The 26,550-nt window shown below is 68.6% G+C and carries 27 protein-coding genes; 9 read left to right on the top strand and 18 right to left on the bottom strand.

Going from position 1 to position 26,550, the window contains the following annotated elements:
* The first annotated feature begins 31 nt into the window (after positions 1-31).
* Together EV651_RS38295 and EV651_RS38290 are read left to right on the top strand one after the other, a co-directional pair.
* A complete protein-coding gene (locus tag EV651_RS38295; protein WP_202870711.1) occupies positions 32-826 on the top strand; it encodes an SGNH/GDSL hydrolase family protein in 795 nt (264 codons plus the stop codon).
* Positions 823-1,401: a GNAT family N-acetyltransferase gene (locus EV651_RS38290; RefSeq protein ID WP_133790585.1), complete on the top strand. Its 579-nt coding sequence runs from the start codon at positions 823-825 to the stop codon at positions 1,399-1,401. Before EV651_RS38295 ends, EV651_RS38290 begins: the two co-directional genes overlap by 4 nt.
* Here EV651_RS38290 and EV651_RS38285 read toward each other — a convergent pair.
* From EV651_RS38285 to EV651_RS38280, 3 genes are all read right to left on the bottom strand, one after another.
* Positions 1,398-2,183: a GNAT family N-acetyltransferase gene (locus tag EV651_RS38285; RefSeq protein WP_133790583.1), complete on the bottom strand. Its 786-nt coding sequence runs from the start codon at positions 2,181-2,183 to the stop codon at positions 1,398-1,400. The genes EV651_RS38290 and EV651_RS38285 overlap by 4 nt on opposite strands.
* Positions 2,180-2,347 carry a hypothetical protein gene (locus EV651_RS41695; protein WP_166658926.1) on the bottom strand — a complete coding sequence of 56 codons (168 nt, stop codon included), beginning with the start codon at positions 2,345-2,347 and terminating at the stop codon, positions 2,180-2,182. The genes EV651_RS38285 and EV651_RS41695 overlap by 4 nt, the downstream gene beginning before the upstream one ends.
* A 73-nt stretch (positions 2,348-2,420) precedes the next feature.
* Positions 2,421-2,915: a MarR family winged helix-turn-helix transcriptional regulator gene (locus EV651_RS38280; RefSeq protein ID WP_238157467.1), complete on the bottom strand. Its 495-nt coding sequence runs from the start codon at positions 2,913-2,915 to the stop codon at positions 2,421-2,423.
* Between the two features lie 67 nt (positions 2,916-2,982).
* Between EV651_RS38280 and EV651_RS38275 the strand changes: the two genes are divergently transcribed.
* Positions 2,983-3,720, top strand: coding sequence for a hypothetical protein (locus EV651_RS38275; protein WP_133790581.1), 738 nt, complete (start codon positions 2,983-2,985; stop codon positions 3,718-3,720).
* On the opposite strand, the gene EV651_RS38270 is transcribed toward EV651_RS38275, so the two are convergent.
* A complete protein-coding gene (locus EV651_RS38270) occupies positions 3,686-4,420 on the bottom strand; it encodes a YqjF family protein (RefSeq protein ID WP_133790579.1) in 735 nt (244 codons plus the stop codon). The genes EV651_RS38275 and EV651_RS38270 overlap by 35 nt on opposite strands.
* 60 nt (positions 4,421-4,480) lie before the next feature.
* On the opposite strand from EV651_RS38270, the gene EV651_RS38265 reads away from it, so the two are divergent.
* A complete protein-coding gene (locus tag EV651_RS38265) occupies positions 4,481-5,542 on the top strand; it encodes an epoxide hydrolase family protein (protein WP_133790577.1) in 1,062 nt (353 codons plus the stop codon).
* On the opposite strand, the gene EV651_RS38260 is transcribed toward EV651_RS38265, so the two are convergent.
* From EV651_RS38260 to EV651_RS42100, 8 genes are all read right to left on the bottom strand, one after another.
* The gene (locus EV651_RS38260) at positions 5,539-6,540 is read right to left on the bottom strand and encodes a sugar phosphate isomerase/epimerase (RefSeq protein ID WP_133790575.1); all 1,002 of its coding nucleotides are present in this window, start codon (positions 6,538-6,540) and stop codon (positions 5,539-5,541) included. The two genes, EV651_RS38265 and EV651_RS38260, sit on opposite strands and share 4 nt — an antisense overlap.
* 12 nt (positions 6,541-6,552) lie before the next feature.
* Positions 6,553-7,713, bottom strand: a complete 1,161-nt coding sequence (xylA, locus tag EV651_RS38255) for a xylose isomerase (RefSeq protein ID WP_133790573.1) — start codon at positions 7,711-7,713, stop codon at positions 6,553-6,555.
* Positions 7,710-8,873, bottom strand: coding sequence for a Gfo/Idh/MocA family protein (locus EV651_RS38250; RefSeq protein WP_133790571.1), 1,164 nt, complete (start codon positions 8,871-8,873; stop codon positions 7,710-7,712). Before EV651_RS38250 ends, xylA begins: the two co-directional genes overlap by 4 nt.
* 7 nt (positions 8,874-8,880) lie before the next feature.
* On the bottom strand, positions 8,881-9,921 hold the full coding sequence (locus tag EV651_RS38245) for a substrate-binding domain-containing protein (protein ID WP_133790569.1): 1,041 nt from the start codon (positions 9,919-9,921) through the stop codon (positions 8,881-8,883).
* Between the two features lie 13 nt (positions 9,922-9,934).
* Complete coding sequence (locus EV651_RS38240) at positions 9,935-10,999, bottom strand: ABC transporter permease (protein ID WP_133790567.1); 1,065 nt, start codon at positions 10,997-10,999, stop codon at positions 9,935-9,937.
* Positions 11,000-11,018: 19 nt separating this feature from the next.
* Positions 11,019-12,518 (bottom strand): sugar ABC transporter ATP-binding protein, encoded by a 1,500-nt coding sequence (locus EV651_RS38235; protein WP_133790565.1) that lies wholly within the window; start codon positions 12,516-12,518, stop codon positions 11,019-11,021.
* Positions 12,515-13,777: an ROK family transcriptional regulator gene (locus EV651_RS38230; RefSeq protein WP_133790563.1), complete on the bottom strand. Its 1,263-nt coding sequence runs from the start codon at positions 13,775-13,777 to the stop codon at positions 12,515-12,517. Before EV651_RS38230 ends, EV651_RS38235 begins: the two co-directional genes overlap by 4 nt.
* Before the next feature lie 125 nt (positions 13,778-13,902).
* A complete protein-coding gene (locus EV651_RS42100; RefSeq protein ID WP_202870710.1) occupies positions 13,903-14,142 on the bottom strand; it encodes a hypothetical protein in 240 nt (79 codons plus the stop codon).
* Between the two features lie 89 nt (positions 14,143-14,231).
* Between EV651_RS42100 and EV651_RS42095 the strand changes: the two genes are divergently transcribed.
* On the top strand, positions 14,232-14,663 hold the full coding sequence (locus EV651_RS42095) for a hypothetical protein (protein WP_202870709.1): 432 nt from the start codon (positions 14,232-14,234) through the stop codon (positions 14,661-14,663).
* Here EV651_RS42095 and EV651_RS38220 read toward each other — a convergent pair.
* From EV651_RS38220 to EV651_RS38205, 4 genes are all read right to left on the bottom strand, one after another.
* A complete protein-coding gene (locus EV651_RS38220; RefSeq protein ID WP_133790561.1) occupies positions 14,660-15,376 on the bottom strand; it encodes a hypothetical protein in 717 nt (238 codons plus the stop codon). The two genes, EV651_RS42095 and EV651_RS38220, sit on opposite strands and share 4 nt — an antisense overlap.
* Before the next feature lie 263 nt (positions 15,377-15,639).
* Positions 15,640-16,176 carry a hypothetical protein gene (locus EV651_RS38215; protein ID WP_133790559.1) on the bottom strand — a complete coding sequence of 179 codons (537 nt, stop codon included), beginning with the start codon at positions 16,174-16,176 and terminating at the stop codon, positions 15,640-15,642.
* 56 nt (positions 16,177-16,232) lie between these two features.
* Positions 16,233-17,576 (bottom strand): amidohydrolase, encoded by a 1,344-nt coding sequence (locus EV651_RS38210; protein WP_133790557.1) that lies wholly within the window; start codon positions 17,574-17,576, stop codon positions 16,233-16,235.
* Between the two features lie 274 nt (positions 17,577-17,850).
* On the bottom strand, positions 17,851-20,247 hold the full coding sequence (locus tag EV651_RS38205) for a DUF222 domain-containing protein (protein WP_133790555.1): 2,397 nt from the start codon (positions 20,245-20,247) through the stop codon (positions 17,851-17,853).
* Positions 20,248-20,964: 717 nt separating this feature from the next.
* Between EV651_RS38205 and EV651_RS38200 the strand changes: the two genes are divergently transcribed.
* Entirely contained in the window at positions 20,965-21,609 is a 645-nt protein-coding gene (locus EV651_RS38200; protein WP_133790553.1) for an alpha-ketoglutarate-dependent dioxygenase AlkB, read from the top strand.
* Between the two features lie 6 nt (positions 21,610-21,615).
* On the opposite strand, the gene EV651_RS38195 is transcribed toward EV651_RS38200, so the two are convergent.
* Positions 21,616-22,059, bottom strand: a complete 444-nt coding sequence (locus tag EV651_RS38195) for a hypothetical protein (RefSeq protein ID WP_133790551.1) — start codon at positions 22,057-22,059, stop codon at positions 21,616-21,618.
* Positions 22,060-22,180: 121 nt separating this feature from the next.
* Here EV651_RS38195 and EV651_RS38190 point away from each other — a divergent pair, with 121 nt between their 5' ends.
* From EV651_RS38190 to EV651_RS38180, 3 genes are all read left to right on the top strand, one after another.
* On the top strand, positions 22,181-23,437 hold the full coding sequence (locus tag EV651_RS38190) for an MFS transporter (protein ID WP_133790549.1): 1,257 nt from the start codon (positions 22,181-22,183) through the stop codon (positions 23,435-23,437).
* Entirely contained in the window at positions 23,437-24,075 is a 639-nt protein-coding gene (locus EV651_RS38185) for a pyridoxamine 5'-phosphate oxidase family protein (protein WP_133790547.1), read from the top strand. Before EV651_RS38190 ends, EV651_RS38185 begins: the two co-directional genes overlap by 1 nt.
* 78 nt (positions 24,076-24,153) lie before the next feature.
* The gene (locus EV651_RS38180; RefSeq protein WP_238157466.1) at positions 24,154-25,287 is read left to right on the top strand and encodes a sensor histidine kinase; all 1,134 of its coding nucleotides are present in this window, start codon (positions 24,154-24,156) and stop codon (positions 25,285-25,287) included.
* 10 nt (positions 25,288-25,297) lie between these two features.
* Here the strand turns inward: EV651_RS38180 and EV651_RS38175 are convergent, their stop codons facing one another.
* A complete protein-coding gene (locus tag EV651_RS38175) occupies positions 25,298-26,509 on the bottom strand; it encodes an alpha-hydroxy acid oxidase (protein WP_133790545.1) in 1,212 nt (403 codons plus the stop codon).
* Positions 26,510-26,550: the final 41 nt, after the last annotated feature.

Here is a 26,550-nt window from a genome sequence, read left to right as displayed (position 1 = left end):
CCGTACCTCCCAGGTCATCTATCGTGGTGCGGTGATCGCTTCCGGCAGTCGGTACGTCGCGCTCGGCAGCTCGTTCGCGGCCGGGCCGGGGATCCGCCCGATCGTGCACCCGCCCGCCGGTCGCTCGGGCAACAACTACGCGCACCTCGTCGCGGCCGAGCTCGGCCTCGACCTGGTCGACGTCTCGTACTCGGGCGCGACCACCGCGCACGTGCTCGACACTCCGCAGGACGAGGCGCCGCCGCAGCTCGACGCGCTGACACCGCAGACCGCTCTCGTGACGATCACGGTCGGCGGCAACGACCTCGAGTACGTCGGAACATTCCTCCGCGGGAGTTTCCTGAACAGTGTCGCGAAACCGGCGACGATCCTCGGCCGCCGGGTGGCGAACCGGATCCGCGCACGGGTCAGCTACCTCAAGGACGACGCGTCCTACCAGACGGTCACGGACGCGCTGACCACTGTGGTCGAGACGGCCAGAGAGCGCTCCCCGGAGGCGCGCATCCTGCTGGTCGACTACCTCAGTCTGGTCGGACCGGCGACCCGGCCGCGCCTCGACGTACCGCTCAACGAGGAACAGCTGCCGAGCATCGGGCTGATGGCCGACGGTCTCGCGGCGGCTTTCGCGAAGGCGGCCGCCGCGTCCGGGGCCGAGCTGGTCGCCGCGTCGGCGGCGAGCCGGGACCACGCGATCGGATCCGCCGAGCCGTGGACCACCGGGTTCACGCTGCGGCCGTCCTATCTGGGCGGCCACGTCTCGTACCACCCGAACGCGGCCGGTATGCGCGCCGTCGCCGACCTGGTTCTCGAAACGCTCCGCACATGAAGGTGCGCGAGGCAACCATCTCGGATGTCGACGCCGCCGTCACCACCTTGACCCGCGCGTTGGCCGACTACCCGATGAGCCGCGCGTGCTTCGACCCGGACGGCTACCTCGATCGACTCACGGCGTACCACCGCTTGTTCCTGAGCGGTGTCGGGCTGCCCCACGGCCGCGTCTGGGTCACCGACGACGTGAGTGCGGTGGCCGTCTGGCTCCCGCCCGATCTGCCGGCCGACGCGTTCGCGCCGCACACGGCCGCGTTCCAGGAGATCGCCGGATCCCGGTGGCCGGTGACGACGGAGTACGGCCAGGCGATCGCGCTCTTCCATCCTCGCGACCCTGCCTGGCTGCTCGCTCTCGCCGCCGTCGACCCGGACCACCAGCGCCAGGGCCTCGGCCGCGCGGTCATCACCCCCGGTCTCGCGACCGCGGACGCCGCACACTCCCCCGCCTTCGTGGAAACCCAGGACCCGGCGAACGTCAGCTTCTACGAGTCACTCGGCTTCACCGTCATCGCCGAACTCGAACTCCCCCACAACGGCCCCATGCACTATGCCCTGTACCGCGCCCCGCATTAGGCCGGGGTGTGGACGTACGGCGTTGTGGTGGTGACTGCGAGGAAGCCGAGACGCTGGAGGATCGGGGAGCTGTCGTCGGAGGCGTCGACGTGCAGGTACTTGTAGCCGAGCTCGACCGCCCGCGCCGCGCGGATCGCGACCAGCGCCTTGTAGATGCCCTTGCCGCGCCACTCGGCGAGCGTCGAACCGCCCCAGAGACCGGTGAACTCGGTGCCCTTCTTGTACACGGCCCACGCGGCGGAGACCACCTGACCGTCGGCCTCGGCGACGTAGACGTCGGTGCCGCCCGCGTGCCGGCGTACCAGGTCGTCGGTAAGCCAGGACCAGTCCTCACCCCAGACCGTCGACTCCATCGCGGCGATGCGTTCGAAGTCCGCGCGCTCGCTCACCAGCCGGATCGTGACGCCGTCGACAACGTCGCGGCCCTGCAGGCGCTCTGCAATGGAGGCGCTCTCGGCGACGAGTACGGTCTCCTGCTCCTCGGGCTCGAACCCGGCGGCCTTCAGCCGGTCCGGGAGGTCGGCGGGCAGGTCGTGTCCGCGCAGCTTCCACTCGACGGCCTGTCCCTTGGCGGCGAAGTGGTCGCGCTGCCGGGCGATCAGGGCGTCAATCTCCGCGCCGTCGAGACCATCGAGAGAGCGGTAACTCACGAAGCCGCGGCTCGGGTACTCGACACGGATCACCGGCCCGTCGGTGCTCGTCGGCACGTCCGCGGTCTCGCTGCTCCCCCGCAGCTGGTCGTCGTACGCCGCGAGCAAGTCTTTCTTCAAGGCATCAGTCACGGGAGGACTCTGGCACGAGTCACCCAGATCCGCCTCACATTTCGTCGTACTGAAAGCTTCCGTTCGCGCCGCCCGCGGCCGGCGGGTTCGCTCAGTCCGCGCTTGTTGTCACGCTCGGCGTTGGCGAAGTGGCTCAGCGACACCATCAGGTTCAGCGGTTCCATCGGTCCGTCCTCCGGTCTCTCGGTGCTTACACGGGGACGTCGGATCTGATCGGCCGAACTTGACATGCGGCAGCTAGGAATCTTTCTCGGTGACGAGCACGAGTCGCCGGAGCAGGCTGTCGAGGCTGGTCCGGTCGGCTGCGGGCAGGTGCTGGATCAGTTCCTCCTCGACCCGCAGGATGTCGCCGATGCCGCGCTCCCAGACAGCGCTGCCCGAGCGGGTCAGCGTCGCGACGACCTTGCGACGGTCGTCGCGGTCATGAGTGCGTTCGACGTACCCGCGGCTCTCGAGGGCGTCCAGCCGATTGGTCAGCGCGGCCGGCGACATCCCGAGCTGCTTGGCGAGCTCGCCGGGTGTCGCGCGGTACGGCGTGCCGCCGCGGCGCAGCATGTGGAGCGTCTTGAACTCCCACGGTTGCAGCCCGTACGCCGCCAGCACGGCTTCCCGCCGGCGCTCGAGGTACCGCGTCAGCACCTGGAGCCGGACGGTGATGCCTTCGACGTCCCGATCGAGATCGTCGAGCTGCTCGGCCCAGAGGTCGACGTGGGCATCCACGGAATCTTTCACCCGACCAACATTTCAGCCACTGAAGGTTAGTTGTCAAATATTTCGATGTCGAAATACCGTGGTGCGCATGAGCCAACTCACAGCCACCGATGTCGTCACCGCCGCCGCCCACCTGATGCGTGCCGGCCAGTGGACCGCCGCGACCGACCTGCTGACCGCCGCCACCAGCGACTATCCCGCCGAGCGCGCGGTACTCGCGCTCGCCCGGGCCGAGGTCGCGGTCGACCAGGACTTCGGCCACCCGACCGACCACGCTTCGGCCGCACTGGCGGCCGTCCATGACGATTCGTGGGATCTCGCCATGCTGACGTTCCGCCAGGACTACTCCACGGCCCTGTTCCAGGCGGCTGATCGAGACGACCTGCGAGGCCGCGCTAGCACGCTCATCGAGCAGGCTCCCGACGACGCTCGGCGGGGCTGGGCGAACTTCTGGGCAGGTGCGATGACGGACAACGTGTACGAGCAGCCGGCCGAGGCGTGCAACCACTACGAGGTCGCGCTGGAGCTCGGCGAGAAGTGCGACGACGAATTGCTGATGGCGCAGGCGCTCCGCCATCTCGGGTACCACGCCCACTCCGCCGGCGATCTGACCCTCGCGCGGACGCAGTGGGAGCGATCGACCGAGCTGTTCCAGAAGGTCGGCCACCTACGTCCCACCCTCGCGCAGCAAGCGCTGCTCGCCCTGCTGCTGCGTGACGAGGGTGACGTCAAGGGATCACAGGCCCTCGCGACCGAGGTCAACCGATGGGCCCGTCAACTGGGCGTCCCGTTCATCGTCCAGCAGACCGCCGAACTCCTAGCCTGAGCGGTACGGCGAACTCAGCCGGGACGCCGGCGCCGAACGCGACATGGTCGGGCGGGCGATCCGGCGGGACGAGCCCCACCGAGCGCAAGAGACTGTCGGCGTCGAGGGACGTGAGGGTTGCGCTGTGCAGGATCCAGGGCGGGTGGTGGTTCGGGAGGTACCAGGTGCGGCCGGCGCGACGCACGTGCAGGCCCCAGCGTGCGGTGAGGAAGTCCTCTAGTGGCCCGATCGGCAGCCGATCGCCCAGGTCTACGCCGACGAGGGCATGAGCTCCGGAGCCACGGACGGTCGACGTGTAGGCGTGGTGGTTGCCGTGGCGTTCGTGGCGCATCCGCGCCCAGCGGTACGGCAACCCGAAGATCGTGCGTGCGGCCGCCACTACGGCCAGCCGGTTCGCGTCGAGGCTCAGGAAAACGACACCACGCCGGCCCGTCTCGTCCACGGAGTACAAGCGGATGTTCATCTCCAGGAACGACCCGAGGTACGGGACGGCCGGGCCGTACGGGAGTCCGGTGCCGACCATGCGGAACGGCACCAGACCAACGTACGTCCGGCCGTCGAAGGTGTCCGGACGGGTGCCCCTCGGGAAGAAGTGCGCCACATCCTCCGGCGCGAAAGCCCAATGAACGAAGGTCAGATCCAGCCACCGCTGCCGCAGGATCCGCGGCCGCGGCAGGTCAGGCGCCGCCGGCCAACTCATGAGATCGAGCGTAGCCGTAGCGGTCACGCGGTGTCCGCTACCGGTTCTAGTCTCGGTGCCATGGAGTTTCGAGCAGAGGTGCCGCAGGCGGAGTTGGACGAGCTGCAGCGACGGCTGGAGGCGGCCAGATGGCCGGATCAGTTGCCTGATGCCGGTTCGGCGTACGGCGTCGAACTCGGGCGGCTGCGGGAAGTGGCAGAGTACTGGCGGTCGGCGTACGACTGGCGACGGTTCGAACGACGGTTGAACGCGTATCCGCAGTATGTGACCGAGATCGACGGGCAGCGGGTGCACTACCTCCACGTCGGGTCCTCGGGTACGCCGCTGCTGCTCCTCCACGGGTGGCCTGGCGCCGCGTCCGACTACCTCGACGTGATCGACGCGCTGGCCCAGGACTTCACCCTGGTGGTGCCGACAATGCCCGGCTTCGGGTTCAGCGGAGTGACCGGCGCGTCCGGGTGGGGCGTGGAGCGGATCGCGCGGGCGTGGGTGACGTTGATGGAGCAGTTGGGATACCAGCGGTACGGCGTCCACGGGTACGACTGGGGAGCGCGGATCGGGCCCGCGCTGGCGCGGCTCGTGCCCGAGCGGGTGATCGGGCTGCATCTCGACGGGTACGTCGCGTTCCCTCAGGGCGAGGAGCTGAGCGAGGCGGAGCAGCAGCGGTTGAGCGGGCTCGACCGCTGGCGGAACGAGCGGTCCGGGTACGCCGCGATCCAGGGAACGCGCCCGCAGACGCTCGCGTACGCGTTGGTCGACTCCCCGATCGGGCAACTCGCATGGAACCTGGAATGGTACGACGACTACGGCCACCGAGAAGGGGCCGTCAGCAACGACCAGATCCTCGACAGCGTGACCCTGACGTGGTTGACGAGTACTGCGGGTTCGCAGGCCAGGCTCTACCGGGAGGCGCAGTCCTCCTGGGGCGCGCAGGTCGACCACTGCGCCGTCCCGACCGGGCTCGCCGTGTTCCCGAACGACAGCACGGTGCGCAAGCTCGTCGAGCGGGAGTTCGACGTCGTGCACTACACCGAATTCGACCGCGGCGGCCACTTCGCCGCCCTGGAGGTCCCCGACCTGGTGGTCGAGGACCTCCGGAACTTCTTCGCCAAGCTCTCCTAGGAGGAGAAGGCGGCGTCGAACGACGCGGTCGGCGGGTCGAAGGCGAGCGAACGGACGAACTGCAGGGCTTCGGCGGCGCCGACCAGGCGGTCCATCCCCGCGTCCTCCCACTCGACCGAGATCGGCCCGTCGTACCCGATCGAGTTGAGCATCCGGAAACACGCCTCCCACGGGACGTCCCCGTGCCCGGTCGAGACGAAGTCCCAGCCGCGGCGCGGGTCGCCCCAGGCGAGGTGCGAACCCATCCGGCCGTTCCGCCCGTTGCCGACCTGACGCTTCGCGTCCTTGCAGTCGACGTGGTAGATCCGGTCCTTGAAGTCCCACAGGAACCCGACCGGGTCGAGGTCCTGCCAGACGAAGTGCGACGGGTCCCAGTTCAGCCCGAACGCCTCCCGGTGCCCGATCGCCTCCAGCGTCGCGGTCGTCGACCAGTAGTCGTACGCGATCTCCGACGGGTGCACCTCGTGCGCGAAACGCACACCCACCTCGTCGAAGACGTCGAGGATCGGGTTCCACCGGTCCGCGAAGTCCTGGTAGCCGGCCTCGATCATCGCCGGCGGCACCGGCGGGAACATCGCGACCGTCTTCCAGATCGACGACCCGGTGAACCCGACCACCACGTCCACGCCGAGCGCCCGCGCCGCCCGCGCGGTCGTCTTCATCTCCTCGGCCGCCCGCTGCCGGACGCCTTCGGGATCGCCGTCGCCCCAGATGTGCGCGGGCAGGATCGCCTGGTGCCGCTGGTCGATCGGGTCGTCGCAGACCGCCTGCCCGAGCAGGTGGTTGGAGATCGTCCACACCTTCAGGTTGTGCTTCTCGAGGATGTCCAGCCGGTCCCGGACGTACGCCGGGTCCTCGGCGGCACGTCGTACGTCGAGATGGTCGCCCCAGCAGGCGATCTCCAGCCCCTCGTATCCCCACGAGGACGCCAGCCGGGCCACCTCCTCGAACGGCAGATCGGCCCACTGGCCGGTGAACAAGGTGATCGGTCGTGCCATGTCGTCTACTCCCTACCGGACACCGAGCAGGTGCTCCATCGCCAACTGGTCCAGCCTTTCGAACCCGAGACCGCGCTCGGCCAGCGCGTCCCGGTCGTACGTCGCGTTGCGGAGGTCGTCCAGCGACTCTCCTTGGCCCAACGTGGGCTCGGAAAGCTCCGCGACACGTGCGGCGGCGAGTGCCTCCGCGACCTCGGGGTCGGCGCGGAACGCCTGCACCTTGTCGCGCAGGATCAGGTAGTTCCGCATGCAGCCACGCGCGGTCTCCCAGACGCCTTCCTCGTCCTCGGTCCGCGGCGGCTTGTAGTCGAAGTGGATATGCCCGTCGTACGCCGGGTAGCTCCCGGAGCCCTGCAGCACGTCGACGGTCCAGAACGCCTCGCGCAGGTTCCCGGCGCCGAACCGCAGGTCCTGGTCGAACCGCGGACCGTGCTGCCCATTGAGGTCGATGTGGTACAGCTTCCCGTGCCACAAGGCCTGCGCGATCCCGTGCGCGTAGTTCAGCGACGCCATCTGCTCGTGCCCGACCTCGGGGTTGATCCCGACCAGCTCGGGGTCGGCGAGATCGTTGATGAAGGCAATCGCGTGCCCGATCGACGGCAGCAGGATGTCACCGCGCGGCTCGTTGGGCTTGGGCTCGATCGCGAACCGGATGTTGTAGCCCTGCTCGCGCACGTACGCGCACAGCAGGTCCATCGACTCCTTGTAGCGGTCGAGCGCGGCCCGCACGTCCTTCGAGCCGCCGGACTCGGCGCCTTCACGGCCGCCCCACAGCACGTACGTCGTGGCGCCCAGCTCGGCCGCCAGGTCGACGTTGCGGAGCACCTTCGCCAGCGCGTACCGCCGCACCTGGCGATCGTTGGCGGTCAGGCCGCCGTCCTTGAACACCGGGTGGGCGAACAGGTTCGTGGTCATCATCTCGACGGCCATGCCGTTCTCGGCCAGCGCCTTGGAGAACCGCTCCAGCACCTGTCCGCGGGTGGAGTCGTCGGGTACGACGTCGTCGTCGTGGAACGTGACCGCCGCGGCGCCCAGTTCGGCGAGCTTCTCGACCGCGTGCACCGGGTCCATCTTCGGGCGGACCGCCGTACCGAAGACGTCGACGCCTTCCCAGCCGACGGTCCACAGGCCGAAGGAGAACTTGTCGTCCTTGGTCGGGGTGTAGTCGTTCATTCTGGAATCTCCTGCCATTGTCGTGACGTCGAACTGGTTTCGACCGCAGCCAGCACCCGCTGGACCTGCAGCCCGTCGGCGAACGACGGTGCTGGATCGGCGCCTTCGGCGATCGCGGTGACCAGGTCGACGACCTGATGGGTGAACCCGTGCTCGTAGCCGAGCAGGTGGCCGGGTGGCCACCACGCCGCGACGTACGGGTGGTCGGGTTCGGTGGCGAGGATGCGGCGGAAACCTGCCGTCCTCGAGTCTTCGGTAGCGTCGTAGAAGTGCAGGAGGTTCATGTCCTCGAAGTCGAACGCCAGACTGCCGAGGCTTCCGTTGATCTCGATCCGGATCGCGTTCTTCCGGCCGGTGGCGAAGCGGGTCGCCTCGAAGACGCCGAGCGCGCCGGAGCGGAAGGTGGCCAGGAACACGGCCGCGTCGTCGACTGTGACGGGTCCGCGTTCGGTGCCCGCCGTACCGGCCAGGCCCGAGTGCTCCGCGGCGACCGGGCGCTCCTTCACGAACGTCTCGAGCCGCGCGCTGACCTCGCCGATCGTGTCACCGGTGATGTACTGCGTCATGTCGACGATGTGCGCGCCGATGTCACCGAGCGCACCCGAGCCGGCCTTCTCCTTGTCCAGCCGCCACGACAGCGGCGCCTCCGGATCGGCGATCCAGTCCTGCAGGTACTGCGCCCGGACGTGCCGGATCGTGCCGAGCTTGCCTTCGGCAACGAGCTGGCGGGCCAGCCCGATGGCCGGCACCCGGCGGTAGGTGAACCCGACCATCGACCTGATCCCCTTGGCCTTGGCCGCCTCGGCGGCCGCGGTCATCGCCTCGGCCTCCTCGACGGTGTTGGCCAGCGGCTTCTCGCACAGCACGTGTTTGCCGGCCTCCAGGGCTGCGATCGCGATCTCGGCGTGACTGTCGCCCGGCGTGCACACGTCGACCAGCTGGATGTCGTCGCGACCGAGCAGCTTGCGCCAGTCGGTCTCGGTCTCCTTCCAGCCGAGTTTCGTCGCGGCCGCCCGAACAGCCTCGGCGTTGCGGCCGCAGAGCACGTTCATGGCCGGGTCCAGCGGCAGGTCGAAGAAGCGCGGCGCGCTCCGCCAGGCCTGTGAATGCGCCGCCCCCATGAACGCGTAGCCGATCAGGCCGATGCCCAGGTTCTCCATGACTCTCCTAGCTCTCGAATGCGGTGGGCAAGTACTGGTCTACGTTGTCCTTCGTCACCACCGGTGCATAAAGCTGCACCGTGCGCGGCACCTCGACCTCCACCAGGTCGCCGAGGGCCTTCTTCTGCACCAGCAGCCGGGCCAGCCGGACGCCGTCGGCACCCTGCGTGGACGGGTAGATGACGGTGGCCTTGAGCAACGAGTTGCCGGACTTGATGTCCCGCATCACGTTCGCCGAGCCGGCCCCGCCGACCACGAAGAACTCCTTACGGCCGGAGTTCTTGATCGCGGCCATCACGCCGACGCCCTGGTCGTCGTCGTGGTTCCAGATCGCGTCGATCTTCGGGGCCGCCTGCAACAGGTTGGTCGCGGCCTCCTCGCCGGACTCGACCGTGAACTTGGCCGCCACCCGGTTGCTGACCTTCAGGCCGCAGTCGGCCAGCGCCTCCTTGAAGCCCTTGCTGCGGTCCTGAGTCAACGGCAGCGAGTCGATCCCGGCGATCTCCGCGACCACCGCGTCCTTCTTGCCCTTCAGCTGCTGGCAGATGTACGTGCCGGCCGACACGCCCATCCCGTGGTTGTCGCCGAGCACCGTCGTACGGGCGGCGAACGGGCTGTCGAACTCGCGGTCGACGTTCACGACCGTGATACCGGCCTGCATCGCCTTCGTCGCGACCGGGGTGAGCGCGGCCCCGTCGTAGGGCAGCAGGACGATGGCGTCGACCTTCTGGTTGATGAAGGTCTCGACCTGGCTGATCTGCTGGTTCACGTCGTTGGTGCCTTCGGCGACGACCAGCTCGACGTCGGAGTACTTCTTCGCCTCGGCCTGGGTGGCCTTGGTGATCGCGCCCATCCAGCCGTGGTCGGCGGCCGGCGCGGAGAACCCGATCTTGACCTTCTTGCCGGGCTCGTCGTTCTTCACGGCGGCCTGGTTCGCCGGTGGATTGCCGGCCTTCTCCTCGGCCTTCGGGGTGTTGCTGGTGCAGGCAGCCAGCGCGAACACACTCAGCCCTGCGATCACCAGGGTACGGGCGGAACTTCGGGACATCGTTGTCCTCCTTCTACGATCCGGTGGAACGACGCGCCAGCCGTTGCTGGAGGAGGACGGCGATCACGATGATCGCGCCCTTCGCCACCGACTGGGCGGAGATGCTCAGGTTGTTGAGGGTGAAGACGTTGTTCAACGTCGTGAAGATCAGTACGCCGAACACGGTGCCGCCGATCGTGCCGCGGCCACCGGACAGCAGCGTGCCGCCGATCACCACCGCCGCGATCGCATCGAGTTCGTACAACTGACCGTGGGTAGAGCTCCCCGTTGTCGTCCGCGCCATCAGCATCACCGCGGCGATCCCGCAGCACAGCCCGGCCAGGACGTACAGCGCGACGGTGTGCCGCTGGACCTTGATACCTGCCAGGCGGGCGGCTTCGGCGTTCCCGCCGACGGCGAAGGTCCGGCGTCCGAAGGTGGTCCGGTTCAGCAGCACCCAGCCGGCCGCGGCGACCAGCAGGAAGATCCAGATCAGCACCGGCACGCCGATCAGCGAGCCGCCGAAGAAGTCGGTGAACGAGTTGACCGTGATGATCTGGGTCTTCCGGTCGGAGATGATCTCGGCCAGGCCGCGCGCCGACGCCAGCATCGCCAGCGTCGCGACGAACGGCACGATCTTGCCGTAGGCAACCAGCAGGCCGTTGACCAGGCCGCAGGCGGCGCCGACCACGAGCGCTGTGGTGACCATGAAGATCCAGTGGTAGTCGGCGGCCAGCTGCTGGGTCGCCAGCGTGGTCGCCCAGACCGACGCCAGCGCGACCATCGCGCCGACGCTCAGGTCGATCCCGCCGCCGGTGATGACGAACGTCATCCCGACACTGACCACCCCGATGACCGCGGCCAGCCGCAGGATGGTCAGCACGTTCGCACCGGTCGCGAACGTGTCGCCCGCGGTCGCGACGCCGACGACGCACAGCAGAACCAGCGCGACGACGAGCCCGAGGTTGCGGCCGAAGCCCGACCTCAGCAGGTCCCTCGACGACCGTGGCGTTGCGGGCTGGGTGACCGTGTCCTGTTTCGACGGTGTCGTGCCACCCTCTTCCGTCGTGCCACCTTCCCTTGTGTTGGCCTCACTCATCACCTCGCCCTCCCTTTCATCAGGCCGAGCCCTCCATGACCAGGTCGAGGACCTGGTGCTCGTCGATCTCTTGCGCGGGCCCCACGTGGACGGCACGCCCCTCCCGCAGTACGACGACCCGGTCGGACAGACCGAGCACTTCCGGAACTTCGCTGGAGACCAGCACGATCGCGACCCCGTTGGACGCCAGCTCCCTGATGAGCGCGTAGATCTCCGAACGCGCCCCTACGTCGACACCTCTCGTCGGCTCGTCGAGCAGCAGCACCCGGCAGTCCCGGAGCAACCAGCGCGCGAGCACCACCTTCTGCTGATTGCCACCCGACAGGTTGCGCACCGGGTGATCCACGCCCGGCGGCCGCACATCCAGCGCCAGGGCCAGCTTCGCGGCCGCTTCCCGCTCGGCCCGGTTGTTCAGGAATCCGATGCTCGCGAACCGACCCAGCGTCGACACGGTGATGTTCTTGAACACCGCCTCGTCGAGCAGCAGCGCCTGGCTCTTCCGTTCCTCCGGTGCGAGTCCGACACCGGCCTTGACCGCATCCTGCACCCGGCCGGGCCGCAGTACGGCACCCTCGACCCGGACGAATCCGGTCGCCGCGCGTCGCGCGCCGTACACGGTTTCCAGTACTTCGGAACGCCCGGAGCCGACCAGCCCGGCCAGGCCCAGGATCTCGCCGGCGCGAACGTCGAACCCGATCCCGGCGAACTCACCGGGCCGGCTCAGATCGGCGACCTCGAGGACGACGGGGGCGGTGTCCGCGACCTCGTTGCGGGGCGGGAACACGTACTCGATCGAGCGCCCGGTCATCAACTGGATGAGTTCCCTGGTCGGCGTCTCGCGGGCGTCGAGGCCGGTCGCCACGGTCGCGCCGTCCTTGAGCACCGTGACCCGGTCGCCGATCTCGCGGATCTCCTCGAGCCGGTGCGAGATGTAGACGACCGCGACACCGCTGTCGGTCAAGCTGCGGATGACCCGGAACAGGTTCGCCACCTCCTCCGGATCGAGCACCGCTGACGGCTCGTCCATCACGATCAGACGAGCCTCGCGGGACAGCGCACGGGCCATGCTGACCACCTGCTGACCGGCGGCCGGCAGCGAGCCGACGGTCCGGTGCACGGGGATCTCGGAGTGTCCGAGGCCCTGCAGGATCGCGCGCGCCTTCGTGTTCGCCTCGTGGGTCCGGCTGAAGCCGTAGCGGGACGGTTCGTGGCCGAGAAAGATGTTGTCGGCAACGGTCAGGTCCGGCACCAGGTCGAGCTCCTGGTAGATCGCCGCGATACCGCGCTGGATCGCCGCGGTCGGGCTGTTCAGCTGCACCGGCTCGTCGTTGATCCGGATCATGCCCGCGTCCGGCTGGTGGGCGCCGGTCAGCACCCGGATCAACGTGGACTTGCCCGCACCGTTCTGCCCGAGCAGGCAGTGCACCTCACCGGCCCGGACGTCGAGATCCACACCGTCGAGCGCCCGGACGCCGGGGAACTCCTTGACGATGCCCATCATGTTCAGCAGATCTCTCATGTCGCCGCCCCGATCCGCGTCGGGTCGACGAAGACCTGGTCGAGCGAGATCTGCGCGCCACCGCGGACGGCCGCCGCGAAGCCGAGCTCCGACCGGACGACCCGGCAGCCGCCGCCGTTCGGTGCGATGACCCGCTCCTGGATCGCCTTCTCCAGTGGTTCTTTCAGCCACGGCCCGAGGACGGCGAAGTAGCCGCCCAGCACGAGCACGTCCGGGTTCAGGATGTTCACCAGGATCGCTCCCCCAATCCCCAGCCAAGTGCCGACGTCCTTCAACGCGGACAGCGTCCGCGCGTCCCCCGCTTCGGCCCGCCGGGTGATGCCGGCCAGCCGCTGCTCCACGTCCAGCGCCGGATCCCGCACCGGGTCGTCCCTGTCGGTTGCCTTGTGCAACAGTGCGGTCAGTCCGACGACCGTCTCCCAGCAGCCGGTCCGCCCGCAGCCGCAGGTCCGCCCGGGCGGAGCGACCGGCATGTGCCCGACCTCGCCGGAGTACCCGTGACCACCGCGCATCAGATGCCCGCCGGCCACCACGCCGCCACCGACACCGACCGCTCCGGTCAGCAGGACGAGGTCATGCATGGATTCGCCGTCGGTCCGCCGAAGTTCGGCGTACGCCGCCAGCGCCGCCAGGTTCGCCTCGTTGTCCACATGCAGCGGGTACGTCGGCTCGCCCAGCCGCCTGCGCATCTCCTGCGCGACGGACAGCTCGCCCCAGCCGAGGTTGGGCGCCAGCTTCAACTCGCCCGTCTCCACCTGCACAAGCCCGGGTACGGCGAGCGTGACACCCGCCAACTGGCCATTCCTTGCCTCCACCGCCGCCACAGCCTCCCGCACAAGGTCGGCCAGGCGATCGAGCGTCGCACCCGGCTCAAGATGTGCGACGTCAACGGGGACCCGCTTCTCGAGCACCACGTCGCCGGCAAGGTCGAGGGCCGCGACCGCGAGGTAGTCGACGTTGATCTCCGCGCCGACGCCGCAGACGCCGGTGCCGTCGAGTTCGACGAGCTGCCCCGGGCGGCCGAGCGTGCGGCTCGAGTCGGCGAGGCCTTCGCGGAGCAGACCGCGTTCGACGAGTTCGGCGACCAGGCTGCTGACAGTCGCCTTGTTCAGGCCGGTCTCGTCCGCGATCCGGGCCCGGGACCGAGGGCCCAGGTCGCGGACGTGCCGCAGGACGACCGAGAGGTTGTTGCGCCGAAGCGACACGTGATCGGCCGCAACGCCACGGCTCCCCGGGCGACGGCCGTCCGTCAGCGTCATCCGGGCACCCCTCTCCAGATTTTGTCTGTTGAACCAACAAACTAAGTTCAGGCAGAGAGGCCGTCAAGTGTTCGTGACAGTCAAGTTATTGCAGGATCTTGTAGACATTTGTACCCTCACGGCAATCACTCCTCCCCGCCGTACCAGACGGCGTACGCGGATCTCGGGAACGGGCAAGTGGCTCGGCTGTTCTCGTCGTACGACCAGCAGACCGTGAACACGCACTTCCAGTGGATGCAGCAGAACGGTTGCGACACCGTGGCGCTGCAGCGGTTCAACCCGACCGGCGGCGAAGGACCGACGCGGGACGCGATGGCCGCGAAGGTCCGGCAGGCCGCGGAGCAGTACGGGCGAAAGTTCTGCATCAGGTACGACGCGACCCGTCGTCTGTATCTGGGGGTTCGGGTTCTACGAGGCCAACAAGGCGTGGCCGGCCGACGTGTGCCTGGACGTCGTGAACTGGATGGTCGGGCGGATCAGCGACGTCGCGGGCGCGGATCACTACTACAACAACGTGAATCAGCAGGACCAGGCGGACTGCAATGCCCACGGGATCGACTACCAGCCGTGCGTGATCCCCGGCGACCTGCAGTCCGGGCACCGACGGCACGGCGACCTGATGTGGCGCCAGTTCTACAACCTCACCCGCGTCGGCGTGCAGGGGCTGTACATCTCGATGTTCGACGAGTTCAACGAGGGCAACCAGATCGCCAAGACCGCCGAGACGGCCGCCTGGGTCCCGACCGGGTCAGGCCTCCGCGCGCTCGACGAGGACGGTACGGCGTGCTCGTCCGACTACTACCTCCGCCTGACGAACGACGGCGGCCGCCTGTTCAAGGGACAGGCGCCGTTGACCCCGGTGCGGCCGACGGCGCCGATGGGCTAGAACAACTCCATGCTGTCGGCGGTGGCGGTGATGACCGGGTTGTCGAAGTAGAGACGGCAGGCGATCGCGTGGCCGGCGCAGGTCAGGAGCGACGGGCCGGCGGCGTCGACGACGCGGTACCCCACGGGGTGGACGCAGCGTTCCACCTCACCCTCGTTCTCCCGGCCGCAGCCGAGAACGTGGCAGGTCACGGTGTCGCCGACGTTCATCAGCGTCAGGCCGTGCTCAGGACATACGCCCCAGCCGACGCCACAGGTCTGTCCCTCGTTCGCAGCCAGCCGAACGAGCTTGCCGGCAGTGACCTCGAGCCTGGTCGCCAGGTCGCGGAAGGTAGTCGCGGCCTGGTCGAGGTCGCGCCGGAAGCGCCGCAGCTCGATGGACTCGGGCATGTTCTGCGTCGCGGCGTGCAGGTCCTCGGCGAGCGTCATCGCCGCGACCGCGATCTCGTCGACCCGGACGGGCGTGTTGAACTGGTGCAGCGTCGTACCGCTGGTCTCCCGCGGCCGGTCACGCACCTCGGACAGCCAGTCCGACCGCGATACGACGTCCTGCGGCTCGTCCAGGCGGATTTCGCCGATCTGCTGCCCCGCTTGCCACTCCGACGACTGTGGTTCACGGTGAGTGTCTGGTTGCGGAGCGTGACCGTTGGTTTCGTTGGCCGGTCCGGTCCCGTTCATCGGGATTCGGTTTTCCTGCGCTGTCCGCCCGTTCATACAGCCTCACTCGTCCAGTGCATGACACCCGCCATTGCGCGTCCCCTGTAGTGCCTCTGGTGGCCGATCGTGCCATGCCCGCGGTACCCACGACCAGAGGAACAACAACGGCATCACCCACCGCTCCCCCGCACTTGCGGACCGCAACGATCAACCCCCAGGCATTCCTACAGTTCCCCGTAGCGGGGGCACCAAATCACACCGATCGGGTTCCCCAACGTGGTTTTGACATTTCCCCACGGACCGTCGTCACACCGTCGCTGTCAGGTGCTTCCGGAGGAAGGCCACGGTCCGCGTTCGGACGTGGTACGCCGAGTTCGGCGGGTCCTCGCGCAGGTCCCGGGCTCGGTGCGCCCATACCCGTCCGGGTTGCCCGGTGCCGAGTCCAGCTCGATTACCTCGAATGCGTCACCGGGCTGTGCACGGAGCGTGACGATCGCTCTGCCGGCACCATCCGGTCCTTGCTGAACCGCATCCCGAGAACGCAGAGAACCTCGGGTCCGGGTGCGCTCCTTGACTGCTTCGAGCTCCCGCGCCGACAGACCGGGATCGCGGCGCAGCTTCGCGCTCACCGCGAACGGCGTCGACGGCTGGCTCGGCACCGGTGCCTTCACCACATCCTCAACCGCGGTGGCGAGCGCGAAGCCACCGGTGAAGCACATCCCGACCACACCCACTCCGCCTCCCGGCGTCCGCGCGGCGAGATCAGTCGCGACGGCCCGCAGGTACTTCGTGATCGGGCGCTCGGCGGTCGCCGCGAAACACCGGAACTCCTTCGAAACGCACAGTCGCGCCAGCACGCCCAGCGCGTACCCGGTGGTCTCCGCGCGTCCCGGCGTACCGAACGGCGACGGGATTACGGCGCGTAGTGCTGGACGGCACCTCCCTTTGAGAGGTCTACGAGGGTGTGGGCCAGGGACTTTGCATCGGCCAGGACTTCTGTGAGGTCCATGGTCGTGAGTTGGCGGTCGCGCACCACGATCTGGCCGGCGACGAGCACGGTGACGACGTCGGAGGCTCGCATCGAGTACACGAGCGCGGCGCGTGGATCGTGGACCGGTTGGTGGTGCGGTGCGCTCAGGTCGACGAGGGCGATGTCTGCTTGGCGGCCTGGCTCGAGTACGCCGATCTGGCTCTCGAGTCCCGCGGCTGCGGCGCTGCCTCGGGTGGCGAGGCGCAGCGTGTCGGACAGCGTCATCCATTCGGCGTCGTGTTCGCGTTGCTTCTGGGTGAGGGCGACCATGCGGATCGCTTCCCAGACGTCGAGCGTGTTGTGTACGGCGGCTCCGTCGGTACCGACGCCCACGTTGACTCCGACTGATCGCAGTCGCTTGATCGGGGTGACCTCGCCCATCGCGAGCTTGAGGTACACCTTCGGGCAGCACGCCACCGTCGTACGGTCGGCGTACCGCTCGAGAATCGGCAGATCCTCCTCCCGGATGCCGCAGCCGTGCGCAATGAGGGCTCCTGCCTCGAGGACACCCGTCCGCTCGAGCACCTGGATCGGCGTCACACCGTGCTTGTCGAGCGAGGCCTGCGTCTGGTCGTCGGTCTCGGCGGCATGCAGGTGGATCCGGCGTGCGTCGCTCCGCGCGAGGTCCGCCGTACGCCGCAGATCCTCGTCGGTCACCGTGTACGTCGCGTGCGGTCCGAGGCTCGCGGTGATGCGTGGATTTCGTGTGCTCAGATCGCGGGTCGTCTCGAACGCCGCGTCGATCGCGTCCTGACCCGTCTGGTCCGCGGACGAGAAGAACGTCGGCGCGAGGTCGGCCCGGATCCCGGACTCGATCGCGGCGGCGGCGATCTGATCGGCGTGGAAGTAGTGATCCACGAACGTGGTCACGCCGGCCAGCAACATCTCCGCGCAGGCCAGCCGCGCGCCGACCCGCACCCGCTCCGGCGTCAGATTCACCTCCATCGGCCAGATCCGCCGGTTGAACCAGTCCTCGATGCTCAGATCCTCCGCGGCACCGCGCATCATCACCATCGGACTGTGCGTGTGTGAGTTGACCAACCCCGGCACCGCCAACAGACCGCTCCCGTCAACCACCTCGGTCGGCGGTTCACTTGCATCCGGGACGTCGGCGGTTGGCGTGATCGCGACGATCCGGTCGTCCTGCACATGGATGTCCTGTGCCTCGTCGACGCGGCACTCCCCCTGTTCGGGCACGATCAGGACGGAGACATTGCGGATCAGCATTCATCCTCCCGGTGCGCTGCTGTCGACGACTGCAGTCTTGTCGATCCACAGGTCCACCCGAGGTAAGCCCGGTGCGTCAGAGTCGGCGACGGCCGGCGCGCCCAGGCCGTCACGCTCGCGTCTTCCGTATAAGGGGGCGCGCAGACGCGAGGCATCGACGAACCCCGGCACCGGCACCGGCACCGGCGACACCGGCGCGACGAGACGAGATGACGTACGGCCCTACCTGGGCAGGTCCCACCCAGGTTGTGTGCAACGGGGAATCGACCGGAACTCATGGGTCGACTCGGTGGGTGCCGGTGGGGTTGACGTGGAAGGTGAAGCCGTGGGGTGTGGTCCACTCGAGTGTCTTGTGGTCGATGCGGTGGACGGTCCAGCCGCGGGCGTGGGTTTTCACCCGGTGGCCGAAGCGGCTGAGCGGTGCAAGGTTTGTGGTGCTGGTTTGTTTGGTGGGTCCGTGGGGGTCGTAGGGCTCGATGTGGTCGAGGTCGATGGTGTTGGTGGTTTCGCGGGTGCCGTAGGGGAAGACTTCGACGGGGTGGATGAGTTTGACGCGTTCGCGGATGCGGGTGGGGATTTCGTAGGCGTCGACGCCCACCGCGTCGTTCAGGTCGATGACCGGCTTCACTGTGTATGGGCCGTAGCCGATGAGTTCGGTGAGTTGGGCGGCGAGCAGCGGCCCGATGGTTTCGGCCCGCAGTACACCGCTGCCGGTGGCCAGGGTGTGGTCGGTCAGGTGCACGATCACCTCGGTCTGCCCCGGACGCACCTGCCCCACGCGTGCCCGTCCCGCCCGCACCGGCACCGGCACCGGCACCGGCACAGGACGCACCTGTCCCTTGGCCACGTCATCCGGTCGTGCCGGAGTCCCCGGGTGGGCGAGCTCGCCTGAGTTGCCCGAGTCGCCTGAACTGCCCGAGTCGCCTGAACTGCCCGAGTCCCCTGAACTGCCCGAGTCCCCTGAACTGCCCGGGTCCCCTGAACTGCTCAGGTCATGCGGCCCGGCTGGGTCGGACTGACTGCTTTGGGCGTCGGGGTTGGCGGGGTAGCTCGGGTTGGTGTAGGCGTCTTGTTTGATTTGGGCGAGTTGGGCGCGGAGTGCCCGTAGCGCGGCAGGGTCCATTGCCGAGCCCTGGTCGGGTTCGGTTCGTGGGTGGGCGGGGCCGGGTGGTGTTCGCCGGTCGTACGGGTCGGTTGGTGGATCGTGGTCGAAGGGCGCGGCAGCTTCCAGCCACAGATCGTCCGGCGGACCGACCGGCTCCACCAGCTCGAGCGACCCCGGCGACTCCGGGGAATCCGCCCGCTCGAGCGGGTCCGCCGGGTGGAGCGGGCTTGGTCGGCGGCGGGAGCCGGGGAGCGGCGGCGGGTTGAGACGGCTGTCGTGCGACTCGGCCCCGCCGCGCTCACCAACGGGCACCACCACATCACCCGGCACCGCGTCCTCCGGCACCACTGGGTCATGCTGCGTCACCGCGTCCTCCGGCACGACCGCGTCGTCCGGCAGCACCGCATCACCCGGCACCAGGTCGTGGTTCGCCAGTGCGTCGTGCACCACCGAGCCGTCCGCCATCACCACGTCGTCATGCACCACTACGTCGTGCGGAACCACCACGTCGTTCGGCACCGACGGCTTGTTCGCCAGCCCCGTGCCGCCTGAGAGCACGGTGTCGCCTGACGGGGCCGGGTTGTCCCGTGCGGCTGGGTTGTCCCGTGCCGGTGGGTTGTCCCGTGCCGGTGGGTTGTTCGGTGCCGGTGGGTTGTTCGGTGCCGGTGGGTTGTTCGGTGCCGGTGGGTTGTTCGGTGCGGGTGGGTTGTGGGGTTCGTGGTTGGTGGCTGGCCGGGGTTGCGGGGAGGCGGCAGTGGTTGCCGGGTGGACTGGCGGGGGCGGGTTGGGTTGGTGGCGGGCTTGTTCGAGGAGTTCTTGGGTGAAGGCGGGGTCGGAGAGGATGTCGATGGCGTCGGCGCGGCGGTGCTGGACGGGGCGCATGTCGCCGAACTTTTTCAGTGCTTGGGCGATGTCGGTGATGGTGGCGTTGCAGCGGTTGACGGCTGCGGCGGGGGCTTTGATGTAGAGGGTTTTGTTGCCGTGGGCGTCACCGCGGCCGACGTAGACGCCGCGGTCGTCGGCGGCGTCGGTGGCTTCTGCGGCGGCTCGGGCGGGGTCGGCGTGGTTGCGGGCGGCGCGGACGATCTTTTCCAGCCGGTACGGGGAGATGGTGTCGATGATCGCGGCGACCTTGCGGTCGACGTATTCCGCGGCGGCGTGATCGAGGCTCATGCAGGCCCGGGCGATCTGGCGGGCTTTCCAGGGGGTGGCGTCGCCGGCCTGGATGCGGGTCCAGGTGCGCGGGAACCGGTGCCGCAACGCCAACGCATCAGCAAGCAGGTCGCGGCCGACCCCGGGTGAGACACCGAGGACGACGGCGAACTCGGCGATCGCGAACTCGGCGATTTCTGGGCAGCCGTCACCGCCGAGGATCACGGCGCGTTCGCGGCCGTCGTAGGCGCGGCGGGTGGGGCGGGGCTCGCAGGTCGAGGGGTGGAAGCGGTCGGCGTAGGTCTGGGCGCATTCCAGCAGCCGCGCGTCGGCCCGGCTGGCGATGGCGCGGCAGTCGGCGGCCTGCTCTAGCAGGTCGCGGGTCGGGAGCGACTCCAGATCTTCCTCGAACATGTGTTCGATTCTATGCTGCGTGAAGCGGGCCGGGCAAGTTGACGGCGGCCCAGTTTTCCCTTATCCACAAGGGGAAACGTCACATGACCGGCGTACCAGAAAACGTGTATGCCGTGGCACGTTGCTCAATCGTCCGTGACGGGAAGAACGGTCTGCGGCTGTGGGTGGCAGGCGGGCGTGAGATGCCGACGGACTGAGCGTCGGGGCCCCGGCAGGCTGGCTGGATATTGCCATGGAGCAGCTCGATCCAGCCAGCCAAGGTCCTGCGGCACTGCGAGGAGCATGGGCGGAGGCTTGTAGATGGGGTGCGTGTGGGCGTGGCTGGATACACGGTGGGCCTTTGCGGGCGCCTACGGTGGGCTTGGCGTGGGCGCGTCGGTGCATACGCGAGAGGCATGGACGGGGCCTAATCGGTTCGCTGTCGGCGCGAAGGCCCTGCGCGGACGTGGGGCTCAGGCATAACGGTCCATGGGCTGGACATGACGGGCGAGCGGCCAGTGCGTGGGCGGTGTGCGCGTGGGCGGAGCGTGCGTGTGGGGCGGAGCGTGCGTGGGCGTGGGCGGGGCGTGCGTGGCGTGGGGCGTGCGGTCTATGCGAAGTGGGTGGGGCCGGGGTGGGCTGGTGGTCGTGGGCGGTGGGTGGGGCGGATGGGCGGTGGTGGGCCTACGTGTGGGTTGGTAGGGGAACGTTTGTTCGAGTGTCGGGTATGGTGGGGGGATGGGCGGTGAGCTTCAGGGGTCGTTGCTGGATGCTTTTGCGGATCCTGCGTTGGGGTCCTTGGACGGTTTGACGCGTGCCGAGTTGGGGCGCGGTGCTTGGGTTGATGTGCTGCCTGGGTGGTTGACGGGAGCGGATCAGGTGTACGAGCGGCTGGCTCGGGACGTGCCTTGGCAGGCGGAGCGGCGGCAGATGTACGACCGGGTGGTCGATGTGCCTCGGTTGTTGTGCTTCTACGGGGAGAATGCGCAGTTGCCGGTGCCGATTCTGGACGAGGCTCGGGATGTCTTGAGCGCGCACTACGCGGACGAGTTGGGTGAGCCGTTCCGGACGGCGGGGTTGTGTTTCTACCGGGACGGAAAGGACAGCGTCGCGTGGCACGGGGACCGGATCGGGCGCGGGAACCACGAGGACACGATGGTGGCGATCCTCTCGGTCGGTGAGCCTCGGGTGCTGGCGCTGCGGCCGCGGCCGGGAGCGTCGAGCGGGCTGGTCGGGTCGACTGTCCGGTATCCGTTGGGGCATGGGGATCTGATCGTCATGGGCGGTTCGTGTCAGCGGACCTGGGAGCATGCGATTCCGAAGGCGACGGGCCGTGTCGGGCCGCGGATCAGTATTCAGTTCCGCCCTCGTGGGGTGCGGTGAAAGCGTTCATGCGGCGGCCGATTCGGTGAGGGCCGGTTGGTAGACGCCGTCTTTGGTGGCTACGTAGAAGCCGAGCAGGCGAACGCCGGTTGCCGCGCAGATCGTGCCGGCGGCTCGGGCCCATTGTGTGTCCAGGTCGGTCATCCGAGCGGGGCCTGGACGGCCAAGGGCGAGGACGAGACCTGTGCCGGGCGCGGTGTGTACGGCAGGAGTGATCGGGTGGAGGGCGGTCTCGCACAGTTGAGCGGGGCTGAAATCCGACGAGAAGGTCGCCGGCAGTTCGATGGCTACGGTGGCTAGGTAGTGGTCGGCGGGGTCGCAGATGAGGATGGTGAAGGTGCCTCGGCGGCGGTCGCCGAGGCTGACCATCAGGTCTACGGCGTCGGCGGTGACATCGGGATCGGTGAGTGGCTCGTCAGCCCAGGTCGCGGAGAGGTTCTCGAAGCTCATGCCTGTAAAGGTGCCGTGATTCCGGCCCTCGCTCCGCGTTGTCCACAGGGGAAAGTGGCCCATGATTCCGCAGCCCAAATGGATCTCACACCTGGGCCGCTGGAACCCTACGCTCAGGGACATGAGCAGCAGACTTGGGCAGATGCTTCCCCCGGCCGGAGCGCCGCGGGACCTCGCGATGGCGCAGTTGGCGAACTCGGTCGGCGACGGTGCGTTCGTCGTCACCTCGGCGTTGTTCTTCACCCGCGTCGTCGGGCTCTCGACCGCGGAGGTCGGTCTCGGGCTCACGATCGCCTGGCTGGTGGGATTCCTGGCCGGCGTACCGCTCGGCAACCTCGCGGACCGGCGGGGAGCGCGCGGCACGGCGGTCCTGCTGGCGCTGACAACCGCGACAGCTGTCGCGTCGTTCCTGGTCGTCAGGAGCTTCGCCGGCTTCCTGATCGCCGCCATCGTCTACGCCTGCGGCCAGACCGGGCTCACCGCGGCGCGGCAGGCGTTGCTGGCCGGCCTGGTCGCCCCGGCGGAGCGGACCCGGATCCGTGCGTTCCTGCAGTCCACGGTGAATGCCGGTCTCGCGCTCGGCGCGCTGCTCGGCGGTGTGGCGCTGCGGTTCGACACTGAGGCGGCGTACCTGATCGTGTTCGGGATCGATGCGCTCAGCTTCCTGATCGCGGCCGGATTGCTGCGCCGGGTGCCGTCGATCGCGAGGACCCTCCGGATCGTGGGCGAACCGCGGCTGGCGGTGCTGCACGACCGTCCGTACGCCGTTCTCGCGCTGCTCAATGCGGTGATGCTGCTCTTCATGCCGCTGATCAGTCTGGTCGGTCCGCTCTGGATCGTCACCCGGACCGACGCACCCAGCTGGGTCGTCGCCTCGTTGATGATCGTGAACACGCTCGGCGTCACGTTCTTCCAGGTCCGGATCGCCAAGCGGGTCAAGGATCTGCGCAGTGCCGCCCGTTCGGTCCGGTACGCCGGTGTTGCCATGCTGGCCGCCTGCGCGGTGTTCGCCGTCACCGCCGCGGATCTCGGCCCGGCATCCACCGCCGGCGTTCTCGTCGTCGCCGCCGCGCTGCTCACCCTCGGCGAGATGAAGCTGGCGTCCGGCGCCTGGGAGATCAGCTTCGAACTCGCGCCGGCCGACAAGCAGGGCCAGTACCAGGGCTTCTTCGGAACCGGACCCGCGATCGCCCGGATGCTCGGTCCGGCACTGCTCACCACGGTCATCCTCGGATGGGGTCCGATCGGCTGGCTGGTGGTCGGTGCACTGTTCCTGGGGACCAGTTGCGCAACTGGTCCCGCCGTACGGTGGGCTGCGCGGACGAGGGCTGTCAACGAGGACGCCACGCCGTCGCTGGTAGAGGAGAGCGCCGCCTGATGGAGATTCCCGGACTGGTCGAGATCACTACGCAGGACGAGCTGCGGGAGATTGTCCCGCAACCGCTGGCAGCAGCTGCCGGCAAGACCCGCAAGGAGCTGCACGACCTGGATCGCGAGTGGCTCGCGGCGTCGCCGTTCTGCCTCATCGCGACCTCCGCCGAGGACGGTACGTGCGACGTCTCCCCCAAGGGGGACCCCGCCGGGTTCACCAAGGTCCTCGACGCCGGCACCATCGCGATCCCGGAACGCGCCGGCAACCGGCGCGTCGACGGGTTCACCAACATCCTCTCCAACCCGCACGTCGGGCTGATCTACTTCCTGCCCGGCCGCGGCGACACGCTGCGGATCAACGGCCGCGCCCGGATCGTCAGCGAGGCGCCGTTCTTCGACGAGATGATCGTGAAGGGCAACCGCCCGCAGCTGGCCCTGCTGGTCGAGATCGAGGAGATCTTCCACCACTGCTCGAAGGCGTTCCTGCGCTCGAAGCTGTGGAAGCCCGAGACCTGGGAGCCCGACGCGGTGCCGACCCGGGCGCGGATCTCGCAGACGCTGGAGCGCCCCGACGAGGAGCTCGCGACGCTCGAGGAGTACTACGGACAGGCGTACGAGGAGAAGATCTACAAGGTCAAGTACTGACCTACCGCAGCGGGCGCAGGCCCAAGTACTCCGTGGCGACGATGACATCGCCCCGGCCGCCCTCTACGGTTTCGTAGTGTGACCGAACCTGTCCACGTCCCGACCTTCGGGGCCCGCGTGCGCCGCGTCGTGCTTCCGGTGGCGCTGGCCGTGTTCTCGGTGGTCGGGACGTTCGGCGCGTCACGTGGTCAGACCGACCGCCACGCGCCCGACTGGTTCATGGTGGTGCTGCTGCTGATCGGCGCGCTCTCCCTGTACTGGCTGCGCACCAGGCCGATCCCGGTGCTGTGGGCAACTGTCATCTCGACGCTGATCTACATGCTCCGCGAGTACCCGTGGGGCCCGGTCATCTTCGCGTTCGTGATCGCCGTGTTCACCACGATCCGGCTCGGTCACCGGCTGGCGGGCTGGATCGGGCTGGTCACGTTGTACGTCGGGCATGTCGGCGGCCGGATGATCCTCGGTATCAACGAGCAGGGCGTCTACCAGGTCCTGCTCGTCGGCACGTGCTTCTGCGTACTCGGGTTCGTCGCGGAACTGTTCCGCGCCCATCGCGACCGCGTCATGGCGGCGGCGCGTACCCGGGAAGAGGAAGAACTGCGCCGGGCCGGTGAAGAACGCCTGCGGATCGCGCAGGAGCTCCACGACGTCGTGGCCCACCACATCTCGCTCATCAACGTGCAGGCGTCCACCGCGCTGCACCTGGTCGATCGGCAGCCCGAGCAGGCCGCCCCGGCGCTCGCCGCGATCAAGGACGCGAGCAAGGAAGCTCTCGTCGAGCTCAGATCGATCGTCGGCGTACTGCGTCAGTCCGACGAGTCAGCGCCCCGTACACCGGTTGCCGGTCTCGATCATCTGGACCACCTGATCAGCCGCACCAAAAGGGCGGGGCTCGAGGTGCACAAGATCGTTCACGGCCAGCCGCGGCCACTGCCGAGCGGGCTCGACCGGGCCGCGTTCCGCATCATCCAGGAGTCGCTGACGAACGTCGTACGGCATGCACGGGCGACGTCGGCGACTGTCCGGATCCAGTACGGCGAGCAGACGCTGGTGCTCCAGGTCGACGACAACGGCGACTGCCTGACCGCGGCGCCGAAGGAGGGCAACGGCATCTCCGGGATGCGTGAGCGTGCGACCGCCCTCGGCGGCACGCTGACCGCGAACCGCACGTCGGCCGGTGGTCTGCGGGTCGTCGCGACCCTGCCGCTGTAGATTGCTCGGGTCAGGGCAGGCGGACGTGGGACGGGTTCAGCTCGGCCACGCTGGAGACGCCGAGTAGGGCCATCGTGCGACGGACCTCCTTGGTGAGGATGTCCGCGGCGCGGGCGACACCACGCTGGCCGCCGGCCATCAGGCCGTACAGGTACGCGCGGCCGACCAGGCAGGCGTCGGCGCCGAGCGCGATCGCAGCGACGATGTCGGCGCCGGATATGATGCCCGTGTCGAGGTAGATCTCCGCGTCGCTTCCGACCGCCTTGCGGACCTCCGGGAGGATGCGCAGCGGTGTCGGCGCGCGGTCCAGCTGACGTCCGCCGTGGTTCGACAGCACGACCGCGTCGGCGCCCGCGTCGACCACCCGGCGCGCGTCCTCGACGGTCTGGATGCCCTTGACGATCAACGGGCCGTCCCAGATCGAGCGCAGCCAGTTGAGGTCGTCGATCGTCATCGTCGGGTCGAACAGTTTGTCGAGCAGCTCGGCGACCGTGCCGTCCCACGTCGACAGCGAGGCGAAGGTCAGCGGTCGCGTCGTGAGCAGGTTCGCCCACCAGGCCGGGTGCAGGGACGCGTCCAGGACGGTCTTCGCGGTCAGCGACGGCGGGATCGTGAAGCCGTTGCGTACGTCGCGGAGCCGAGCGCCGGCGACCGGTACGTCGACGGTCAGCATCAGCGCCTCGTACCCGGCGGCGGCCGACCGCTTCACCAGGTCCTCACCGGCGGTGCGGTCCTTCCAGACGTACAGCTGGAACCACTTGCGCGCGGTCGGGGCCGCGGCGGCCACGTCCTCGATCGACGTGGTGCCCATCGTCGACAACGCGTACGGGATGCCGACCTGCTCGGCGACCTTCACGACCGCGCTCTCGCCCTCGTGGTTCATCATCCGGGTGAAGCCGGTCGGCGCGAACGCGAACGGCAGCTCGGAGCGGCCGCCGAGGATCGACGTACCGAGGTCGATGTCCGACACGTCCCGCAGGATCGACGGCTGCAGCTCCATCTCGGCGAACAGCCGGCGGGCGCGGCGCAGGCTGATCTCCGCCTCGGCGGCGCCGTCGGTGTAGTCGAACACCGAGCGCGGCGTCCGGCGCTTCGCGATCGCCCGCAGGTCCGCGATCGTCAGCGCCTTGCCCAGCCGCCGCTCGGTCGGGTTCACCGTAATCGGCTTCGGCCGCAGCAGCGGCTTCAACTCGGACCATTTGGGCATCTGGCGATCGGTCATCACAACTCCCGGCTGAATCTGTGGTCGGACCACACCCTACC

Source organism: Kribbella sp. VKM Ac-2571 (genome assembly GCF_004362255.1).
Lineage (GTDB): Bacteria > Actinomycetota > Actinomycetes > Propionibacteriales > Kribbellaceae > Kribbella > Kribbella pratensis.
This window is presented reverse-complemented; position numbering and strand designations above follow the sequence as displayed.

Bases quoted from the DNA above. Each gene is read 5' to 3' on its own strand.
- EV651_RS42100 (WP_202870710.1), bottom strand. From the start codon at position 14,142: ATGCAGAACTTTCGCCCGTACTGCTCCGCGGCCTGCCGGACCTTCGCG.
- EV651_RS38185 (WP_133790547.1), top strand. From the start codon at position 23,437: ATGGAGATTCCCGGACTGGTCGAGATCACTACGCAGGACGAGCTGCGG.
- EV651_RS38195 (WP_133790551.1), bottom strand. From the start codon at position 22,059: ATGAGCTTCGAGAACCTCTCCGCGACCTGGGCTGACGAGCCACTCACC.
- EV651_RS38245 (WP_133790569.1), bottom strand. From the start codon at position 9,921: ATGTCCCGAAGTTCCGCCCGTACCCTGGTGATCGCAGGGCTGAGTGTG.
- EV651_RS38235 (WP_133790565.1), bottom strand. From the start codon at position 12,518: ATGAGAGATCTGCTGAACATGATGGGCATCGTCAAGGAGTTCCCCGGC.
- EV651_RS38250 (WP_133790571.1), bottom strand. From the start codon at position 8,873: ATGGAGAACCTGGGCATCGGCCTGATCGGCTACGCGTTCATGGGGGCG.
- EV651_RS38290 (WP_133790585.1), top strand. From the start codon at position 823: ATGAAGGTGCGCGAGGCAACCATCTCGGATGTCGACGCCGCCGTCACC.
- EV651_RS38205 (WP_133790555.1), bottom strand. From the start codon at position 20,247: ATGTTCGAGGAAGATCTGGAGTCGCTCCCGACCCGCGACCTGCTAGAG.
- xylA (WP_133790573.1), bottom strand. From the start codon at position 7,713: ATGAACGACTACACCCCGACCAAGGACGACAAGTTCTCCTTCGGCCTG.
- EV651_RS38260 (WP_133790575.1), bottom strand. From the start codon at position 6,540: ATGGCACGACCGATCACCTTGTTCACCGGCCAGTGGGCCGATCTGCCG.
- EV651_RS38275 (WP_133790581.1), top strand. From the start codon at position 2,983: ATGAGCCAACTCACAGCCACCGATGTCGTCACCGCCGCCGCCCACCTG.
- EV651_RS38220 (WP_133790561.1), bottom strand. From the start codon at position 15,376: ATGAACGGGCGGACAGCGCAGGAAAACCGAATCCCGATGAACGGGACC.
- EV651_RS38210 (WP_133790557.1), bottom strand. From the start codon at position 17,576: ATGCTGATCCGCAATGTCTCCGTCCTGATCGTGCCCGAACAGGGGGAG.
- EV651_RS38200 (WP_133790553.1), top strand. From the start codon at position 20,965: ATGGGCGGTGAGCTTCAGGGGTCGTTGCTGGATGCTTTTGCGGATCCT.
- EV651_RS38230 (WP_133790563.1), bottom strand. From the start codon at position 13,777: ATGACGCTGACGGACGGCCGTCGCCCGGGGAGCCGTGGCGTTGCGGCC.
- EV651_RS38270 (WP_133790579.1), bottom strand. From the start codon at position 4,420: ATGAGTTGGCCGGCGGCGCCTGACCTGCCGCGGCCGCGGATCCTGCGG.
- EV651_RS38240 (WP_133790567.1), bottom strand. From the start codon at position 10,999: ATGAGTGAGGCCAACACAAGGGAAGGTGGCACGACGGAAGAGGGTGGC.
- EV651_RS38175 (WP_133790545.1), bottom strand. From the start codon at position 26,509: ATGACCGATCGCCAGATGCCCAAATGGTCCGAGTTGAAGCCGCTGCTG.
- EV651_RS38265 (WP_133790577.1), top strand. From the start codon at position 4,481: ATGGAGTTTCGAGCAGAGGTGCCGCAGGCGGAGTTGGACGAGCTGCAG.
- EV651_RS38190 (WP_133790549.1), top strand. From the start codon at position 22,181: ATGAGCAGCAGACTTGGGCAGATGCTTCCCCCGGCCGGAGCGCCGCGG.
- EV651_RS41695 (WP_166658926.1), bottom strand. From the start codon at position 2,347: ATGGAACCGCTGAACCTGATGGTGTCGCTGAGCCACTTCGCCAACGCC.